The 19,030-nt window shown below is 68.5% G+C and carries 12 protein-coding genes and 5 pseudogenes; 8 read left to right on the top strand and 9 right to left on the bottom strand.

Going from position 1 to position 19,030, the window contains the following annotated elements; translation table 11 throughout:
• Positions 1-29: 29 nt before the first annotated feature.
• Positions 30-1,115, bottom strand: a complete 1,086-nt coding sequence (locus tag ACWCP0_RS26770) for an ABC transporter substrate-binding protein (RefSeq protein WP_451081333.1) — start codon at positions 1,113-1,115, stop codon at positions 30-32.
• Between the two features lie 571 nt (positions 1,116-1,686).
• On the opposite strand from ACWCP0_RS26770, the gene ACWCP0_RS26765 reads away from it, so the two are divergent.
• Together ACWCP0_RS26765 and ACWCP0_RS26760 are read left to right on the top strand one after the other, a co-directional pair.
• Positions 1,687-4,959, top strand: a complete 3,273-nt coding sequence (locus tag ACWCP0_RS26765) for a LamG-like jellyroll fold domain-containing protein (protein WP_451081332.1) — start codon at positions 1,687-1,689, stop codon at positions 4,957-4,959.
• Between the two features lie 186 nt (positions 4,960-5,145).
• The gene (locus tag ACWCP0_RS26760; RefSeq protein ID WP_451081331.1) at positions 5,146-7,653 is read left to right on the top strand and encodes an MGH1-like glycoside hydrolase domain-containing protein; all 2,508 of its coding nucleotides are present in this window, start codon (positions 5,146-5,148) and stop codon (positions 7,651-7,653) included.
• Between the two features lie 149 nt (positions 7,654-7,802).
• Here ACWCP0_RS26760 and ACWCP0_RS26755 read toward each other — a convergent pair.
• Positions 7,803-7,898, bottom strand: a pseudogene (locus tag ACWCP0_RS26755) (helix-turn-helix domain-containing protein); the annotation flags it as partial.
• A 330-nt stretch (positions 7,899-8,228) separates the two neighbouring features.
• Here ACWCP0_RS26755 and ACWCP0_RS26750 point away from each other — a divergent pair.
• Positions 8,229-8,762: a GNAT family N-acetyltransferase gene (locus tag ACWCP0_RS26750; protein ID WP_451081330.1), complete on the top strand. Its 534-nt coding sequence runs from the start codon at positions 8,229-8,231 to the stop codon at positions 8,760-8,762.
• 145 nt (positions 8,763-8,907) lie between these two features.
• Here ACWCP0_RS26750 and ACWCP0_RS26745 read toward each other — a convergent pair.
• Positions 8,908-9,393 (bottom strand): annotated as a pseudogene (locus ACWCP0_RS26745) (cytosine permease); the annotation flags it as partial.
• A gap of 305 nt (positions 9,394-9,698) precedes the next feature.
• Here ACWCP0_RS26745 and ACWCP0_RS26740 point away from each other — a divergent pair.
• A complete protein-coding gene (locus ACWCP0_RS26740) occupies positions 9,699-10,484 on the top strand; it encodes an MBL fold metallo-hydrolase (protein ID WP_451081329.1) in 786 nt (261 codons plus the stop codon).
• A 259-nt stretch (positions 10,485-10,743) separates the two neighbouring features.
• Here ACWCP0_RS26740 and ACWCP0_RS26735 read toward each other — a convergent pair whose 3' ends face one another.
• From ACWCP0_RS26735 to ACWCP0_RS26725, 3 genes are all read right to left on the bottom strand, one after another.
• Complete coding sequence (locus ACWCP0_RS26735) at positions 10,744-13,044, bottom strand: FdhF/YdeP family oxidoreductase (protein ID WP_451081328.1); 2,301 nt, start codon at positions 13,042-13,044, stop codon at positions 10,744-10,746.
• Positions 13,045-13,083: 39 nt separating this feature from the next.
• Positions 13,084-13,602, bottom strand: a complete 519-nt coding sequence (locus ACWCP0_RS26730) for an SRPBCC family protein (RefSeq protein WP_451081410.1) — start codon at positions 13,600-13,602, stop codon at positions 13,084-13,086.
• Between the two features lie 546 nt (positions 13,603-14,148).
• Positions 14,149-14,277 carry a hypothetical protein gene (locus ACWCP0_RS26725; RefSeq protein ID WP_451081327.1) on the bottom strand — a complete coding sequence of 43 codons (129 nt, stop codon included), beginning with the start codon at positions 14,275-14,277 and terminating at the stop codon, positions 14,149-14,151.
• A gap of 468 nt (positions 14,278-14,745) precedes the next feature.
• On the opposite strand from ACWCP0_RS26725, the gene ACWCP0_RS26720 reads away from it, so the two are divergent.
• The 3 genes and pseudogenes from ACWCP0_RS26720 to ACWCP0_RS26710 form a co-directional block, all read left to right on the top strand.
• Positions 14,746-15,165, top strand: a complete 420-nt coding sequence (locus ACWCP0_RS26720; protein ID WP_451081326.1) for a hypothetical protein — start codon at positions 14,746-14,748, stop codon at positions 15,163-15,165.
• 266 nt (positions 15,166-15,431) lie between these two features.
• Complete coding sequence (locus ACWCP0_RS26715; protein WP_451081325.1) at positions 15,432-15,836, top strand: hypothetical protein; 405 nt, start codon at positions 15,432-15,434, stop codon at positions 15,834-15,836.
• A 56-nt stretch (positions 15,837-15,892) separates the two neighbouring features.
• Positions 15,893-16,074 (top strand): annotated as a pseudogene (locus ACWCP0_RS26710) (transposase); the annotation flags it as partial.
• A 410-nt stretch (positions 16,075-16,484) separates the two neighbouring features.
• Here the strand turns inward: ACWCP0_RS26710 and ACWCP0_RS26705 are convergent.
• Entirely contained in the window at positions 16,485-17,111 is a 627-nt protein-coding gene (locus ACWCP0_RS26705; RefSeq protein WP_451081324.1) for a C39 family peptidase, read from the bottom strand.
• A gap of 26 nt (positions 17,112-17,137) precedes the next feature.
• Positions 17,138-17,260, bottom strand: coding sequence for a hypothetical protein (locus ACWCP0_RS26700; RefSeq protein WP_451081323.1), 123 nt, complete (start codon positions 17,258-17,260; stop codon positions 17,138-17,140).
• A gap of 293 nt (positions 17,261-17,553) precedes the next feature.
• On the opposite strand from ACWCP0_RS26700, the pseudogene ACWCP0_RS26695 reads away from it, so the two are divergent.
• Positions 17,554-17,670: pseudogene (locus tag ACWCP0_RS26695) on the top strand (IS200/IS605 family transposase); the annotation flags it as partial.
• Between the two features lie 6 nt (positions 17,671-17,676).
• On the opposite strand, the pseudogene ACWCP0_RS26690 reads toward ACWCP0_RS26695, so the two are convergent.
• Positions 17,677-17,847 (bottom strand): annotated as a pseudogene (locus ACWCP0_RS26690) (transposase); the annotation flags it as partial.
• Positions 17,848-19,030 lie beyond the last annotated feature (1,183 nt).

Raw genomic sequence — 19,030 nt, 5'->3', positions numbered from 1 at the left:
AGCGGCATGACCCGAACGAGGGGCCAGGGTCAGTACGCTCCGCCGATGGAGGCCTTGGCGTTGGATTCGTCGTAGGCGCGGTCGGCGATGATGACGTTCTCCGGGATCTCCTCGCCGGCGTAGAACTTCTGGGCGGTGGCGAAGGCGAGCGGACCGAAGCGGGGGTTGGACTCGATGACGGCGTTGAGTTCGCCGCCCGCGAGGGCCTGGACGGCGTTGCGGGTGCCGTCGATGGAGACGATCTTGACGTCCTTGCCGGGGGTCTTGCCGACGGCCTTCAGCGCGGTGACGGCGCCCAGCGCCATCTCGTCGTTCTCGGCGTAGACGGCGGTGATGTCGGGCTTGGACTGGATGAGCTGCTCCATGACCTGCTGGCCCTTGTCGCGGGCGAATTCGCCGGTCTGCTGGGCGACGATCTCCAGTTGGGGTGACTGGGCCTTGACCTGGTCGACGAAGCCCTTGGTGCGATCGGTGGTGACGCTGTTGCCGGAGGAGCCGAGGAGGATGGCGACCTTGCCCTGGCCGCCGGTGGCCTTGATCATCGCGTCGGCGGCGCGCTTGCCCTGCTCGACGAAGTCCGAGCCGAGGAAGGTGAGGTAGTCCTTGCAGGCGGTGGCGTTGACCTTGCGGTCGACGGTCAGGACGGGGACCTTCTTGGCAGCTGCGGCCTGGAAGGCCGGCTCCAGACCGTCGGAGTTGAGGGGCGCGACGATGAGGAACTGCGCGCCCTGGGCGAGCATGTCCTGGATGTCGCTGATCTGCTTGGACAGTTGCGACTGGGCGTTGGTGGTGAGCAGCTTCTTCACGCCGATCTTGGCGGCCTCGTCCTTGATGGACTGCGTCTCGGCGATCCGGAAGGGGTTGGCCTCCTTCTCCGACTGGGAGAAGCCGACGACCGCGCCCTTCAGGTCGAGCTTCGGAGCGCCGTAGGTCTCGAGCTTGCAGCCGGGACCGGAGGACGCCGCGGGCGTCTGGATCGCCTGGGCCGCCTGGCTGCTGTCGCCGCCGGCGTCGTTCGAGGTCTCCGACTTGGCGCAGCCGGACATGGCCAGCGTGGCGGTGGCTGCGGCCAGGCAGGCGACAGCGAGCGTGCGAGATCTCTGCGGAAGGGTCATCTGAAGACACTCCTAGGCGGGGACAGCACCGCCGAGTGGCGTGCGGTCGGGCGAGGTGGGTAGGCAGAGCCATGCCTGTTCCGGATGTCCGGCAGGCCTCTTGGTCAGTACGGTCCTGACCTGGTGAAATCCGAGGTTCGCAGCCTCCGTGCGGCGGTCGGGGGCTCCGGCTTTACAACGTTATAACGCTGCCGTGCTGTGTGCGGCAAGAGTGCGGTGCGACGTTTCCGGGATGTGCCCGAGGCGTGATCTGCCCCCGTGGACACGGTGGTGACATCAAGTCAGGCACGTGCGTGTACGGGGTCTGGACAGCCGCCGGACGGCGTGCTGTCATTCCGCTGCACGCAGTTTTCCAACGTTGCAACGGCCACCGGCCGTTGCGGCCGACCGCTCCGGCGTCGGTGTCCTGCCCATCCGGGACGCCGTCGGTCGGAGCCCGTTCACGAGACTGTGCGGCGACCCGCCAGGCGCCATGACCTCGAGGTGAACACGGCACCTCACCGGGGCTCTTCAGCCGTTTGCGCCCCTCCCAGGTCCGGCTCCTGATCCCCTCTGTACGAGGAAAGAGTCGATGACAAGACAACACCCCCGCCCAAGAGCCAGGCTGTGGGCGCTGCTCACCGCGGCCGCCCTGGTCCTGCCGACGAGCAGCGTGGTCTCCACCGCGTCGGCCGCGGAGCCGACCAGCAGCGCGTCCACTGTCTCCGCTGAGGACGCCGCCATCGAGGTGCACGGCCTGAAGGGCGAGTACTACAGCATGTCGGCGCCAGGCGCGCGGGACTTCGCCCAGCTCGGCGGCGCACTGCTTGATCCGCAGATCAACTTCTCCGGTCTGACGAGCACCTTCGAGTCGCTGACCGGGCGGGCGGAGCACACGACCGCCCGCTGGACAGGTCAGATCGAGGCGCCCACCACCGGTGACTACACGTTCTACGGCATCGGTGACAACGGCTTCCGGCTCTTCATCGACGGCAAGCCGGTCATCGACCACTGGGAGCCCGACTGGGACAGGGAACAGACCAGCGCGCCGCTCGAACTGACCGCCGGTCAGAAGCACGACTTCCGCCTGGAGATGTTCCAGGACTTCGGCGGGGCGAACATGTTCCTGCGCTGGTCGACTCCGACGATGCCCAAGCAGCTCGTGCCGGAGTCGGCTTTCACCCCGCCGGCCGACTTCGAGGTCTACCCGGTGGAGCTGACCGTCGCCGAGGACGGACGGCGGCTGCGGGCGAGGTTCGAGAACAGGGTCAGTGACCTCCAGGCGGTCAAGGACCACCTGAAGGTCGAGGCCGACACGACGGCCATGCCGATCAAGTCGGTCGCGGCCGCCCCCGGCGACCGGAACTCCCTGATCGTCACCCTCGCGGAGCCGATTCAGAAGAATCAGCAGGTCCGGGTCGACTACGACGGCTCAGGTGGCCTGAAGTCCGGCGACGAGACCGTGCCGCAGATCATCCGCTCGGCGCAGAACGCCTCCACCCACCGGCTCACCACCGAGTGGGGCGACAAGCTCGACGAGAAGAGTCCGCTGCCGGAGTACCCCCGCCCGCAGCAGGTACGCGGCAAGTGGAAGAACCTCAACGGCCCCTGGCAGTTCAGCGGTGCCGACGCGGGCGAGAACCCGGTCTTCGGCAAGAACCTCGACGAGAAGATCATCGTGCCGTTCCCGGTCGAGTCGCAGCTCTCCGGGGTCGAGCGGCACGAGGACCACATGTTCTACCGCCGGCTCGTGAACGTGCCCAAGGACTGGAAGGTCGGCAAGGGCAACCGGCTGAAGCTCAACTTCGACGCTGTCGACTACCACGCCCGCGTCTGGGTCAACGGCAAGCAGGTCGCCGAACACACCGGTGGCTACGACGGCTTCAGCGCAGACGCGACGGACGCGCTCAAGGGCACCGGGCCGCAGGAGGTCGTCGTCGCGGTCACCGACACCGGCGGCGCGAACCAGCCGATGGGCAAGCAGTCCACCAACCCGGGTGGCATCTTCTACACCCAGTCGTCGGGCATCTGGCAGACGGTCTGGATGGAGCCCGTCGCCGACGCCTCCATCGACAACGTCGTCACCACGCCCGACATCGACACCAGCAGCCTGGCGGTGACCGTCGAGTCCGACGACGCCTCATCGAAGGCCCGCGTCGAAGCTGTCGCCCGCGACGCCCGCGGCAAGGTCGTCGGCAGGGTCAGCGGGCCGGCCAACAGCAAGCTGCGCCTGCCCGTGGCCGAGCAGTACCTGTGGAGCCCGGACGACCCGTACCTCTACGACCTCGACGTCAAGCTGACCGACGGCAGGTCGACCGACACCATCGACAGCTACTTCGGTATGCGGAAGATAGGCATCGAGAAAGTCGGCGGCTTCCAGAAGCTGGTGCTCAACGGAAAACCGATCTTCTCCCTCGCCACGCTCGACCAGGGCTTCTGGCCCGACGGCCTGTACACCCCGCCCAGCGACAAGGCCCTCGCGTTCGATCTCGAGGCGCACAAGAAGCTCGGCTTCAACGCCGTCCGCAAGCACATCAAGGTGGAGTCGCCCCGCTGGTTCTACCACGCGGACAAGCTCGGCCTGCTGGTCTGGCAGGACTTCGTCTCCGGGAACATCACCAACGAGACGGGCCGGAAGGCCTTCGTCGACCAGGGCCGGGAGGTGATGCGACAGCATCACAACTCGCCCGCCGTCATCGGCTGGATCGTCTTCAACGAGGGCTGGGGCGAGTGGAACCGCGAGGAGAGCGGCCGCATCGCCGAGTCCGTCATGGCCGCCGACCCGTCCCGTGTCGTCAACGCCCACAGCGGTGTCAACTGCTGCAACTCCAAGGGTGACTCGGGCAAGGGCGACATCATCGACCACCACGACTACAACAACACCGAGCCCCCGTTCCCCGACCACCGGGCCGCCATGGACGGCGAGCACGGCGAGCACGGCGGCTTCACCCTCCGCACCCCGGGCCACATGTGGCCGGGCGCCCCGACGGTGATCTACAGCGGCGTCGCCGACAAGGAGGCGCTCACCCGCAAGTACGTCGAGAACACGGAGAGATTCTACCTCGAGGCGGCCGGGGCCGAACTCTCCGGTTCGGTGTACACGCAGATCTCCGACCTGGAGAACGAGCTCAACGGCCTCTACACGTACGACCGCCGTGAGATCAAGATCGACCCGGTCAGGGTGCGCGAGATCAACCGCAAGGTCATCGCGGCCGGCGCCGCCGCCGGTGAGAGGGACGAGCTGAAGGGCGGTGGCTTCTGGACCCTCGACGAGGGCAAGGGCACCACCGCGCAGGACAAGGGCCCCAACAACAAGCCTTTGCAGCTCACCGCGGGCACCACCTGGACCCCGGGCGTCAGTGGCAGCGCCCTGAAGTTCGACGGCCAGAGCCAGTACGCCGAGACCGACGGCCCCGTGGTCGACACCACGAAGAGCTATTCCATCTCCGCCTGGGTCACGCTCGACTCCCTCCCCGGCAACTATGCGACCGTGGTCAGCCAGGACGGCCGGCGCCAGGAGAACCCCTTCTACCTGCAGTACGGTCAGGGCGCCTTCGCCTTCAGCACGCCGGGCGGCAACCGCGCCCGCCTGGAGACCAGGCCCGAACTGGGCCGCTGGTACCACCTCGTCGGTGTGCGGGACACCGCGAGCAACGAGATCAAGCTCTACCTCGACGGCAAGCTCGTCGCGACGGCCGCCCCCGGGCCGGCCGACGTCAGCACCGGACCGCTCGCCGTCGGCCGCGCCCAGTGGGGCGGCGGGAACGTCGACTTCTGGCACGGCGCGATCGACCAGGTCCACGCCTACGACAAGGCGCTCACCACCGAGGAGGTGAGCGCGCTCCACGCCCAGGAGAAGTCGTAGTCCTGAGCATCACCAGGGTTCCCCGGCGAGCGGGCCACGGTCCGCTCGCCGGGGAACCGCGCACCCGGCTGCAACGTGGAACCCGCCGCCCGCGCCCGGTGCCCGGCGAGCGCCGCCTCGTGACGAACCGGCCCGCCCCGCACCACCCCTGACTGTTCACCTGGTACGGAGAGACGGAGCACCCGCATGGCCCTCGACCGACGACAGTTCCTGCACACCGGCACTCTGGTCCTGGGTGCCGCCGCCCTGACCGGTCCCCTCGCACCCGGCGCCGCCGCCCGCCAGACCGAAGCCGGCGGTGCCCATGCCGCCTCCGCCGCCTCGACCGGCAGCCGACCGATCGTGCTCCCCATGTACCCCGAGGTGGGTCGTGGCACGGCGGTCCTCGACCACGAGGCACTGCTCGGCGACGTCGTCGAGGCGGAGTGGTACGAGGCGAACATCCCCTTCGTCGACGTGCCCGACCAGGCGATCAAGGACACCTACTACTACCGATGGCGGGTGATCAAGCATGCGCTGAAGTACACCGGGCCGGAAGAGGGCTGGATCTTCTCGGAGTTCCTCGGTCCGGTCGGGTACTCCGCGCCGAACGGCGGGATCGTCGCCGCCGCGGCCCACCATGTCCGCGAGGCCCGCTGGCTGCGCGACAGCCGCTACCTCGACGACTACATCGACTACTGGCTGCGCGGCAGCGGCGCCGGGCCCAAGCCGGCCACGGACTTCCTCAACAAGAACACCACCGACTGGGCACACCAGTACTCCTTCTGGATCGCCGACGCCGTCGTGGCCAGGGCCGCCACGGACGGGCGCTGGGACTTCGCCACAGACCGCCTCCCCGAGCTGGAGCGACAGTGGGAAAGGTGGGCTCCGCAGTACGACGGCGAACTCGGCCTGTACTGGCAGACGCCTGTGTGGGACGCGATGGAGTACACGGCGAGCTCCTACCAGAGCGACGACCCCTACCACGGTGGCGACGGGTTCCGCCCGACACTGAACGCGTACCAGTACGGCGACGCCAAGGCGATCGCCACACTGCTGCGGCGGCGGGGGAGGTCCGGAGACCTCGAGCAGGCCCAGCGGTACGACGACCGCGCGAGCGCGCTGCGGGCGAACCAGGAGCGCTGGCTGTGGGACGAGGAGGACCAGTTCTACAAGCACGTCATGCGTGACGGGAATCCTGACCGCCGGAAGATCGCCGACCGGGAGCAGATCGGCTTCGTACCCTGGTACTTCCACATGGCGCCGGCCGAGAACGCCGCCGCGTGGGCCCAACTGACCGACCCCCAGGGCTTCTCCGCGCCTTTCGGCCCGACGACGGTCGAGCGGCGCAGCCCGTGGTTCATGCACCAGGCGCTCGAGGGCTGCTGCCGGTGGAACGGCCCCAGCTGGCCGTTCTCCACCAGCCACACCCTCACCGCGCTCGCCAACCTCCTCATCGACTACCCCGATCAGCCCTACGTCGGCCGCGCCGACTACTACGACGCGCTCCGCGCGTACGCCCTCACCCACCGCAAGAACGGCAGACCCTACGTCGCCGAAGCACACCATCCCGACGAGGACCGCTGGATCTACGACGGCCGCGGGCACAGCGAGGACTACAACCACTCGACCTTCAACGACCTCGTCCTCTCCGGCCTGCTCGGGATCCGCCCCCAGGTCGGTGCCAGTGTCGAGATCGCGCCGCTCGTCCCCGGGGAGTGGGACCACTTCGCGGTGGAAAACCTCGCCTACCAGGGCCGCAATCTCACCGTGCTGTGGGACCGCGACGGCGGGACGTACGGGCGCGGTGCCGGCCTGACCGTGTGGCTCGACGGCAGGAGGGTGCACCGCCAGAACGGTCTCGAGCCCGTACGGCTCGAGACCGGCAGGGCACCGCACCGTGAGACACCGCCAAGGGTCGTCGACGACCTGGCGAACCTCGCCCGGAGCGGGTATCCGGCCGCGAGCGCCTCGTACACATTCCCCCTGGACAGCCCGGCCAGGGCGATCGACGGGCAGGACCTGCACATCGACACACCGCCGTCGCGGTGGACGAACTATCAGAGCCCGGACGTCACCGACTGGCTCGCGGTGGACCTCGGCGTCCCGACCCTGGTGTCGGACGTGCGGATCTCGTTCTACGACGACGGCGGCGGCGTCCGCACCCCCGACTCCTACGAACTCGAGTACCGCACCGCAGACGGGGACTGGCGTACGGTGCCCGGCCAGCGCCGTACTCCGGCCAAGCCGCAGCGCGGGGTCCTCAACCGAGTCCTCCTCGACCGCACCGTCACCACCGACGGGCTGCGGCTCACCGCGGTACGCGACGGAGGCGGCGGCGTGGGGGTGAGCGCCTGGCAGTCGTGGCGTGCCGAGGACCCGCGACTCGACGTCGCGATCGAGACGGGGCCGCAGGGGCTGATCGCCGTGGAGCCGGGCAAGGCGGTGGAGGTAACGGCCACGGTCAGGGCAACCGGCACCGTGGTCGTCCGGCCGGAGCTGCTGGCACCCCTCGGCTGGCAGGTCGCGCCACGCGAGACGATCCACCCGACGCCGGTGCGAGCCGGGCAGGTGGTGCGGACACGATGGTTGGTCAAGGCTCCGGCCGACCTGCCCCGGGGTTCGCACGAGCCGCTGCGCCTGTTGGTCCGGTCACGGCTCCGTGACGGCTCGCTGCGTGTCACGGGCCATGTCACCCCGGTGAAGGCCGGGTGAGCGGTCGTCGTCGGCGGCCCCGGCCGACGGTGCCGTGCGCCGCGGGGGCACCGGACCTCGCGGCGCAGGACGTCAACTGGTGCTGAGGCGGCGCACCCTGCTGCGCTCGACGGGTTCGGGCGGTGCCCCGAACCCGGTGACACAACCCTCATGACGAAGCCCTCGTCGTCATCGCTGAGCCGGCGGGGACGGCTTCCCGCCGATCGAGGGTCCAGGCAGGCCAGGCCGATCTCGTTGAACCGGTGGTCCTGGCCGGCCAACGGCCGGCCGCATGCCGCTCCCCCCGGTTCCTGGCCCGAGGCAAGTCCCTTCCGGGGACCCTGCCTCCCCGGGCAAATTGCCGGTCCAGGCAACGCCTCACCCCGCTGCCGCAAGCTGCAACAGGCCGTTTCCGAGTCGGTCTCGCCCCTCGACCGCGTCGGCGAGGTGGCACGGCATCTCTCCGCTGCTGTCGGACCGGTGCTTCACCGGCTGCACTGTCCGGTGCGGGCGGCCTGATGACGTGCGGTCCGGAGAGGCAACACGGGCACGTGCCGATTTCCGGTGAGGCCCTTGCCTTGGGCAGGATGGGTGCCATGACCGAGATCCGCACCCCCCGCCTCATCCTCCGTCGCTGGTATGACGACGACCTCGCGCCTATGGCGGACATCCATGCGGACCCGCAGGTCATGCGCTGGGTCGACGACGGGTCGGTGCGCGACCTGGACCGCACGGCGGAGGACATCGAGGGGTGGGAGGAGGAGTGGGACGAGGAGGGCTTCGGCCTCTTCGCCGTCGAGCTGCTGGCCTCGGGCGAACTGGCCGGTTTCACGGGTCTGTCCGTGCCCGAGTTCCTGCCGGAGGTGCTGCCCGCCGTGGCTATCAGCTGGCGGCTCGGCTCGCAGTTCTGGGGCCAGGGATACGCATCCGAAGCCGCCCACGCCACCCTGGAGTTCGCGCTCCAGGACCGCGGCCTCGACCGCGTCATCAGCATCAACCGCGTGGGGGACGACGCCTCCGAGAACGTCATCCGCAAGCTCGGTATGGTGCCGGAGCGCGAGACGGCACACCCGGTGTACGGCTTCCCACTGAGCGTTCACAGCATCGACCTCACCGAGTTTCAGGCGTGAACCAGCCGGGTTGACGGATCATCGGACAGTTGACCGCTGCCGCCCTCGGACTTGCTCCCGGCGGCATCGCCGTGACCGGTGACGTCACGGCCTTGAAGCGTCTGCCAAGGCGGTCACGCGCCTGGTCTGCAGTTCCTCAGCCGGCTCATGCGCGTACCGCTGCGCCCGGCCCGGTCAGCGTGCGCCGCATCAGGATCGCGTAGGCGGCCGATGCGACGGTGATGCCGGCGGGCAGGGCGAGGTCGACACCGCCGAGGGCGTGCGCGATCGGGCCGGTGTACAGGGTGTTGACGCGGAGGGCGGCTGCGGTGAGGCCCGCCATGAGCGCGAGGGCGCCTGCCCAGTTGACACCGCCGGTGTACCAGAAGGGGCTGCCGGGGGTCTCGTCCGTGAGCTCGAGGCCGTCGTGGCGGTTGCGGCGCAGCAGGATGCCGGTGGCGTAGATGGCCATGCTGGGGCCGAGCAGAACGACGGTCAACTGGAGAATGTTGCTCACGGTGTCGAGGAAGTTGGACACGAGACGCGCGTACGGGGTCAGGGAGACGGAGACGGATCCGTCGACGGTCACGCTGAGGGAGCGGCGGATGCGGAAGCCGACGGCCTGGAGGGCCGGGCCGGCGCTGCAGGCGGTCGTGACTCCTCCCCCGGCTGGAGCCGGGGGCTTCTCGCCAAGCCTGGTTGGCGTTGCGACGGACCAGCCCGGCCCGTGGAACGTTGAGGGCTCCCACCGTGCCAGCGTGTGCAGAGTGGCCGCACGAGCGGCAGTGGAACGTCTCCTGAGTGGGCCGGTTCTCCTTGGCGGTGTGCCGGCATTCTTACCGGGCGTTCGTCGGGGTGGACCGGTTCGTCCGAGGCAATCCGTGCTCGCAGCGACTGCAACGGTGAGGACAGGTGGGGCGGGGCGGAAACTGACCGGACCTGACACAGGAGGGCCGATTGGAACGGCACGGAAGGGTGCTCGCGTTGCTGGACGCCGCCGGTACGTTCTTCAAGCCGGAACGGCTCGCCTTTCCCGGCGCGGGCGAAAGTGACTGGGCACGCGCGGCCTCTCTCGATCCGGGCGCACGAGGGCCGGACGGGACGTGGCGGCTGAACTTCTGGTGCTTCGCGATCGAGTGGCCAGGCGGGCGTTGGGTCCTGGTCGACGCGGGTGTCGGGCCGGCCGAGGGCCCTGGTGCTCCGTGGTGCCCGGTACCCGGCCGGCTGCCGGAGGCGCTCGCCGAGGCCGGGATCGCGCCGCCGGACGTGGCGGCTGTCGTCCTGACCCACCTGCACGAGGACCATGTGGGCTGGTCGACGACAGCTGCCGGGGACCCCTTGTTTCCCCGGGCCCGCTACGTCGTCCAGCACGCGGAGACAGCTGCCCTCGATCGGTCGGACCCGGTGTGGCAGTGGGTCGTCGAACCGCTGCGCGCAACGGGACAGCTCGACGAGGTGCACGGGGAGCATGGGCTGATGCGGAGGGTGACCCTGCTTCCCACGCCCGGACACACACCCGGCCACCAGTCCGTCCTTGTCGAACAGCCCGGCGGCCGGGATGTCGTCGTCACCGGCGACGCACTTGTGCACGCCGTCCAGTTGGGCAGTCCGGCCGTCGCCTACGCCCACGAGCGCGACCCGGACACCGCCCGCGCCTCCCGCGAGGCACTGCTGGAGCGAGCTGCGGCACACCAGGCCCTGCTGGCACCTGCCCATCTGACCCGGGCGTTCGTCGAACCGTAGGACGTCCGGGTGTCGCCGCGGACCACGGCGCGATCGCGCCCGCGCCTCCGCCGTGGCCGTGCCCGGGGGACGGCGTTCGTACCCCCGGTCAGGGACCGCAGGAGCAGGGTTCGATCAGTCGGAGGGCCGCGGTCGCGATCAGGGATCAGAGTGGACGCCTGAGACCGTGCGCCGGGCTCTTCGAAGAGCGTCGCCCCAGGTTGACCGTGCACCCGGAACGGCTCACATCCCGTCCCTGCCGAAGGCATCCGGATGACACTCACTCCGCACGGGCGGCTGCGGGCTCCAGTCGGACGACGATGCCTTTGGCGGTCGGTTGGTTGCTGCTCTCGGCCACGCTGTCCAGTGGCAACAGGACGTTGGTCTCCGGGTAGTACGCGGCGGTGCAGCCGGGGGCCGTCGGGTAGGGGACGACCTCGAATCCCTCTGCGCGGCGCTCAGCATTGTCGGCCCACACGCTCACCAGGTCGACACGCTGGCCCTCTGCCAAACCGAGTCGGGACACGTCCTGTGGGTTCACCAGGACCACTCTGCGGCTTCCGTGGATGCCTCGATAGCGGTCGTTGTCCGTGTACGGGATGGTGTTCCACTGGTCGTGGGAGCGCAGCGTCTGCAGCAGCAGGTGCCCCTCGGGGGCGTGCGACATCTCCCAGGCGTTGCAGGTGAACAGGGCCTTGCCGACGGGAGTGGGATAGACCCCTTCGTTGACGGGATTGGGCAGCCTGATCCCGCCGGGACGGGTCACCCGACGGTTGAAGTCGTGCAGTCCTTGCACGACGTGGGAGATCCGGTCTCGGATGGTCCCGTAGTCGGCTTCGAACTGATGCCACGGAATTCCGGCCTTGCCGTCAAGGGTTCGGCGGGCGAGCCGACACAGGATGGCGACCTCGCTGAGCAGGAGCTTGGAGGCCGGCTCCAGGCGCCCGTGGGAGGTGTGCACCTCGCTCATCGAGTTCTCCACGGTGACGAACTGCTCGCCGGTGGCCTGGGTGTCCCGTTCGGTGCGGCCCAGGGTCGGCAGGATGAGCGCGGTCCGGCCGCAGACCGTATGAGACTTGTTGAGCTTGGTGGAGATGTGGGCGGTGAGGCTGCATCGCCGCATGGCGTCCTCGGTGACGGCACTGTCCGGAGCGGCCCGGACGAAGTTGCCCGCGACGCCGAGGAAGACCTTGATACGGCCTTCGCGCATGGCTTTGATCGAGTTCACCGAATCGAGCCCGTGGGCGCGAGGCGGGTCGAAGCCGAATTCCTTCTGCAGCGCGTCGAGGAAGGAGTCGGGCATCTGCTCCCAGATGCCCATCGTGCGGTCGCCCTGGACGTTGCTGTGCCCGCGCACCGGGCAGGCCCCGGCTCCGGCCCTGCCGAGGTTTCCGCGCAGCAGCAGGAAGTTCACGATCTCCCTGATGGTGGGGACCCCGTGCCTCTGTTGCGTCACCCCCATGGCCCAGCAGACGATGACGCGGTCGCTGTGCAGGACCTCGTCCCGGACCTTCTCGATCTCGTCTCGGGTCAGTCCGGTCGCGGTGAGGACGTCTTTCCAGGCGATGGTTCGGGCGTGCTGGGCGAACTCCTCGAAGCCGCTGGTGTTGGAGCGAATGAAGTCCTGGTCGAGCACGGTGCCCGGCCGGGCGTCCTCCGCCTCCAGCAGGAGCCGGTTCAGGCCCTGGAACAGTGCGAGGTCGCCGCCGCTGCGGATCTGAAGGAACCGATCGGCGATCTGTACACCGCGCCCGACCACCCCGCGAGCGTTCTGCGGGTTCTTGAACCGCAGCAGTCCTGCCTCGGGCAGGGGATTCACTGCGATGATGCGGGCGCCGTTGTTCTTGGCCTGCTCCAGCGCGGAGAGTTGCCGCGGATGGTTGGTGCCGGGGTTCTGCCCCACAAGGAAGATCAGATCGGCGTGGTGGATGTCCTCCAGGCTCACCGTTCCCTTGCCGGTGCCCAGAGTCTCATGCAAGGCGAAGCCGCTGGACTCATGGCACATATTGCTGCAGTCGGGCAGGTTGTTGGTGCCGAAAAGCCTGGCGAAGAGCTGGAGAAGGAACGCAGCCTCGTTGCTTACCCTGCCTGACGTGTAGAAGACGGCCTCGTCGGGCGAGTCCAGCGCCTTCAGCTCCTCGGCCAGCAGCCCCATGGCGTCGTGCCAACTGATCGGCTCGTAGTGAGCCGAATCAGGCCGTTTGACCATCGGCTCGGTCAGCCGGCCCTGTTGGTTGAGCCACAGATCGGACCGTCGGCCCAGTTCGGAGACCGTGTGCCTGCGGAAGAAGTCGGCCGTGATGCGCCGTGACGTCGCCTCGTCGTTGATGTGCTTGGCGCCGTTCTCGCAGTACTCGTTGAGGTGCCTGTGTCCGGGAGAGGGATCGGCCCAGGCGCAGCCGGGGCAATCGATTCCGTTCACCTGGTTCATGGTCAGCAGTGTCAGTCCGGCTCGCCGCACCGACGTCTCCTCGAGGGAGTACTCCAAGGCGTGGGTCACCGCGGGCACCCCCGCCGCCCACTTCTTGGGCGGAGTCACGGTGAGTCGTTCGTCCGGCTCTTCGCTCGGTGGCTTCTTCATCGGGCGTGCTTCTCGCTCTCGTGCTCTCAGGCAGGCGGATCAGCCGACAGGCCAGTGAGGGACCCGGCTTCTGGGTGGTTCCGGCTCCATAGGCTGGACGTGGCCGTTGTGGACGCTTCCCCGCCAGGCCCCGCCCTCTTGCCCGAGACCCTCGATGAACTCTTTGAAGTGGCCGAGTTCGGCCCGGACCACACGACGCGTGAACCCGGGGGCATGGGTGAGGAGGCCCGTGACTCTGTGCGGTTTGACGCGCATGCGGACGAAGACCGCGGTACGGTCCGATGCGATCGCGCGGAACGACACCTCACCCCGGTGGTTGGAACACCGGTCCAGGCTCCGCCATGCCACGAGAGAGTCGGGCAGCTGCTCCACGATTTCCGCCTCGAACTCGTGTCGCAACGGGCCGAACCCGATCACCCACCGGGTGAGATTGGGGCGGATCTGCTCGACGCTCTTCACCACGGACATGAACCGCGGAAAGCTCTTGAACTGCGTCCACTGGTTGTAGGCGGTACGTACCGGTACCGCGATTTCAATCGTCTCTTCAACGGTATGCATGGCCCACCTGTCTTCAGGCGCTGCTGTTCTCAGTGTCACCGCCTGCCCGGCGGGCCGCCATGTGAATTCATACAACGCTACGGTTGGTTCCCCGGCGGGTGGCGCCTCAACCGACATTGCTCTAGGCTGACGACCTTTTCCTTCGCCCGGCGCAATACGGCGTTCTCCTTCTCAGCCGCTCAATCTTCCCTGGTCCACATTCGGTATCGAGCCGCCGAACAATGCGGCCTCCGCCCTCCGGAACCAAGCTCGCGCAATTGCTGCCGTTCTGCGGTCAGCCTGCCGCCCCGTGCATCGCGCACGCCCTGGTGATAGTGCACGGACCAGGAGCCGTCAGCCCCTACGACATCACGAGTTCAACCTCACGAGTCTTGCCATAGCGGTCGAACAGGTCGAGAGAGCCATCCGTCCAGATGCGCGCGTGAACGTCGATCCTCATGGCCGCCTCCCTCCCCAGTCCCACCAGCGTCGGACCCCGACTCGCCAGGCGCCGGTGCGACTGCGCCGGACGAGGACAGGACACCGGAGACGGAACAGCCCGCCCGGTCACCGCACCACCCGACGAAGAGGGGACGACAGCCAGCGGGAGCCGACGACGGAGAGCATCGCTCCGGCGAGGCCCGGACCGGCACGTACCGCGGCGTTGTTCCAGGGGGTGGAGCGGTCGGTCCGCACGGGCCGTTCTCCCACGACACCACTACGGTCGCCCTGCGCATCGACGAGGCGGGCGGTCTCCGGCGTACCCGCTGGCCAACTGCGACGGCCGCTGCCTTGGTGGACCGGCACACCCCCGGCAACATGTTCGGGATCCGTAGCGGTCACGCTGCATCCCACGGATCGTGACCGGAGTGCGCGGGGCCGATCCTGGGCACTTTCGCCTTTCTGGCGCCCTGTGGCTCCGACATCCCCGACCCCGGATCGACCGGACCGGAGTACCGCGTGAGCATCCGGAACATCCGATGACTTTCCGAACAACCGTGGGCTCAGCCCGGTGAACGGGGGTATCCGGGACACTTTGAAGCCGTGATCACGCCGGCCACGACAAGATCGTCTCACTGCCCCCAAGGTCCCGGTCAGTGCCTGGAGCGGAGTCCGGACAGAGCTCACTGGTCCCGCCGACGTCGCCGTGAGAACCTCGCCACGATGAGCACTCACGATGAAGCCGAGGTGGGCGAGCTACTGCATCGGCGCGGCTGGCGGACGGCATTCACAGTCACCGACAGGGTGAACGCGTGGGCGGCGCTGGTGGGCTCGGTGGAGCGCGGGTACGGCGACGCCATCTACGAGTACACCAACGACCTCTACTGCCGGAACTGGCTCCACGAGGCGTGGCTCCTGCTGCACGACCATGTCGTCCAGCTGTGGACGCCGCAGATCAAGACGTTGGACGACCGGTTCAGAGCGGCGACGGTTGCAGACGACGGCCTGGCCCTCGACCAGTTCCATGCACTGCCCCACCCCGACATGTGGTGGTGGCGGCGTCACCCCCGCGTACTCACTGGAGACCTGGGCCAGTACCTTCGCTCCGCCGGCGCCATCGGCACAGATCGAGAGACGACCTGACCCGCGGCCCCGGTATCCGGGACAGCCCTTGGAGCTGGTCTCATCTGGTGCGCTCGGCGCTACCCTGCGGGGATGGGACCCGGTGCAGTGGTTGGTGCCAGACGAGGAACGCGAGCAGCTTTGGGCCGTGCCGCCCGTACCGGCGCGGTCCCGGGGTGGGGCTGGTGCCGCAGCACTGGCTGATCGACTACGGCATCAACGGGATCAGGTTTGTGCTCCAGCCTGGTTCCGCCGGAGGTGGAGGGGACGTCTTGGGTTGGAGTCCGATGATCTACAAGTTCGTTGACGGTGGTGAGGTGCCCGTGCCGCTGGACATGGAGCTGGTGCGGGCTGTTCTGGAACCGCACCATGTCGGGGATCCGCAGCTCACGGTGGGCGAGGACGGGACCCTGGGATTCTGGATCCGGGCTTCGGACGGAAGCGAAGCCGAAATGTTTGTCGATGAGTACGGCATCACGGTGCACCGCCCACACGCCGGCGGCGTGTTCGGCATTGTCGCGGAGCTGGTCTCCCGGCTCGGCGCGATCATCATCAACCCAAGCAGGGTTGGAGTCGTGTGCCGGGCGGAGGAGCTCGCAGGCCTTCCGCCAGGGATGCAACATGATGCCATCGTCATCGAGATGACGGGCGAGGCCGTCGAGGCCGCTCTCACCGGGCCGCGTCGGCCCTGACGAGCAAGACCCCCAGATGCAGTGCGATCGAGCGCCGCTACCTTGCGGGGCATGGTCTGGCCGATCGGGTGGCGCCGGACGAGTCATGGGAGCTGTTCCAGCGGGTGGTGCCGCCTGCGCCGACGCGCCCGCAGGCGGGGGCCGGTGCCGGTACGGGGACCGCGTGGTGCTTGCGGCGATCATCTACGTGGCGACCTCGGGCTGTACCTGGCGGCAGCTGCCGCCGGTGTGCGAGCCGTAAGGGCCGGCCGCCCACCGCCGCTTCACCCAGTGGACATGAACTCCCCGCACCGTCCTGGCTCGGACGGCCCTGTGCCGGCGATGCACAGTGACGAGCAGTGGCTGGTGGGCTTCCGCTTCCGGACTGTCACCGGCACGCTGATGCGCCACTACTACGGAGTTCCCCGGGCTCCAGATGGTGAGAATGCCACGCAGTTGGCAGTCCAACGGGCCCGCGGTGCGGGGGAGCAGGCGAGGCGCGCGTTCGCCGGAGTCGACGAACGGTGGATCGAGGTCCAGCGGCTACGGCGCAGCGCCATAGGTGACTGGCGCCTGACCGCAGGAACCTGGCGACGTGAGTCGGATCCGTCCGGCTTTATCGCGCCTCCTGCGTGGCACGGGGGCAGCACAGCGGCGGCGGACCCAGCATCATGAGGCTCCTTGTGCGGCGCCGAGGACGACTCCGCGGCCTGCGTAGAAGCGGTCGAGGTCCGTCCAGGACAGGGCGTGGAACTCCTGGGACTGACCGGGCAGGCCGGACGGGTTGTGCAGCACGACCCCGCGGGCACCGGAGCCGACGGCGAGCACCAGGTGCCCGCCGCGTCCGGCCGGTGCCGGATCAAGCGTGCGGATGGTCCTGTGTACGGACAGCAGCAGCAGATTTCCCCGCGCGACCTCGGCATCGATTTCCTCGGCCGCCAGCTGGGGCCGGGCCTCGGCACGCAGTCCCCAGCGGCGCCTGACCCAGTCGGCGAACGGCGCGTAGATCAGGCCCTTCACGGTCGCCTCCCCGGTGCGCACGTATGCGCCGGCGGCAAGGGCTTCGCGCAGCAGCGGTACGGATGGCGGCACCGGGTGACCCCAGAAGTCCAGGGCCATCCGGAGACAGGCCACGCCGCACATGCGCGGCGCCCAGAACGCGTACTCCTCGCGGCTGTCGGCGCCGGACTTCTGCCAGAGCGGGTCGTCGGCCGCCGACCTGGCGCCGGTGACGAATTCGGGTACCAGGTCGGCGGACTCCCACTGCGAGTAGTACGGGACACGGTGCATGGTCATGGAGCCAGTCATGGCCCCACAGTCTGCTACGGCATCCAGGCGGGCTTCATGAAAGCCGTGTCCAACACGTGCACGATCAGGTCCTCGGACGAGATGTCAGCCGCACGGGCCAGCGTGGCGAGGTTTCCGAGCTCGGACAGGCCGGGCACGGTGTTGATCCCGCGGCTTCGGCGGAGGCGACCGGTCCGGGCCGCTCGGGCAGAGTCGCCGCCGAACGGGACGCACGGCGGTGGCAGACGGCCGAGTCTGTCATCCCGCCCGGCATGGCTGGCAGCGCGAGCCGCTGAGCGTTCTGGGCCACTGTTGTTTCCATCCCTTGATCTTCGCTGCGTACCCCTGGCTTCAGCCAGGGGGTGAAAGCGATCCTTGGCCTGGGGCGCGCAGCGCCGGAGTTCTCTGTATCTGCGGGACGGTGTTCGCAGCGGACGCCGCTGGCCTTTGACTGCGTGCCGAATACACCGGCAGGATCAATCGCATCGGGCTTGAGTCCGTCTTCTGGTCCCGCTCATACTTCGCCGGTTCCTGTGGCGGTGCGCCGATCAGCATCGTTCGTCAGTAGATATCAGGCGCTGACGCCCTCGGGGCTGTTGATCAGTTGGGACAAGGCCACCTTCGGCGGGTAGTGCACCAGCAGGTGCACATGGTCGCCTTCGCCGTTGAACTCCCTGAGTTCCGCCTCGAGGCCCGCGCAGACCTGGCTCATGATCGCCTCACAGCGCTTGAGCATCGCGTCATCGAAGACTCACGAGCAGCACGCGCCCAGCGTGACCCGGATGACTTTGGACCTGGCGCCTACAGAACACCTGACGGGCCCGTCTCCCCGAGCGGCCGTGAGGGCCCGAACAGCCGACGGTTCGGGCCCTCAAACGCGTATCCGCGGGGACGGAGTTCAGTCACGCGTTGCCATGCTCAACGGCGCTGCGCCCTCGCAGTTACGGCGCCGACGGCCCGGATGGCCTTTCGAGTGTCGATCAGCAGGGATCGCCGTACACGGTCTTACGGATCGCCCGCGCGAGGAGGTCGAACTCCTTGCCGTCCACGGCGAGGAAAGCGTACTGCGCAGAGCGTCGACGTACTGGCCCGCGCCGGTCACGGAAACGTCCTCGCACTGTAAAGGAGCCCGACCCAGATGGCGCCGGCTGCCACGACGTGTCCCCTGACCACGAGGCTCTCTTCCTCCATCTCGCTGCTGTCGGTGTCACGGTCACTCCTCTCGGGGTGTGCGTGGCCGTCCCCGAGTCCTGGCCCGAACAAGGCGACCACGCCTTCCTCGCCATCTCGCCCTCCCAGGGACCCGAGGAGCCCGCTTCCCCGGGCCGGGCCGCCCGTTTGCATAGACAGTGCCGATGACGAAGGACCTGCCACCAGCCATCTCCTCATCGTCGGCCGGACGAGCCCTACGCCCGAACCCGAGCCGTGCGTCGGGTCGACGCCACGCTGATGGGCAGCGTCCTGCGGTAATCCACTTGAACGGGCGCCAGGTGGACGTGGCAGGCTTGCGCGGTGATGCTCGAGTTGGCCCCTGGCAATCTGACCTGGGACGAGGTGGACCCCACCCGTCGTCCCTTCGACAGCGCGTCGGCAAGACAGGTGGTGCACTCGCTCGGGCCGGCTCGGCGTGTGCCACGCCGCCCCGACGTCCCCATCGCCGACTCCGCGATGAGTGCCTGGAGCTGGGGCGAGGCCAAGCTCTGGGCCGACGCCATGTCGCATGCCCTCGTCCAACGCTACGGCCGCTGGGTAGTGGGCTGGCGCTGGTCGCACGACGAAGGGGACTTCGATGGGGGGCCGGTTGGGAACTGGTGCTGCCCGCGGGACTCGATCAGTGCGTTGTGGCAAACCGGATTTCGTTCGAGGTGTGCGGCGCGGGTGATCATCTGGACAGAGGTACGGGTGCGGCCGTGGACATGAAAGAACGG

The organism is Streptomyces sp. NPDC001970 (assembly GCF_053594115.1).
This window is presented reverse-complemented; position numbering and strand designations above follow the sequence as displayed.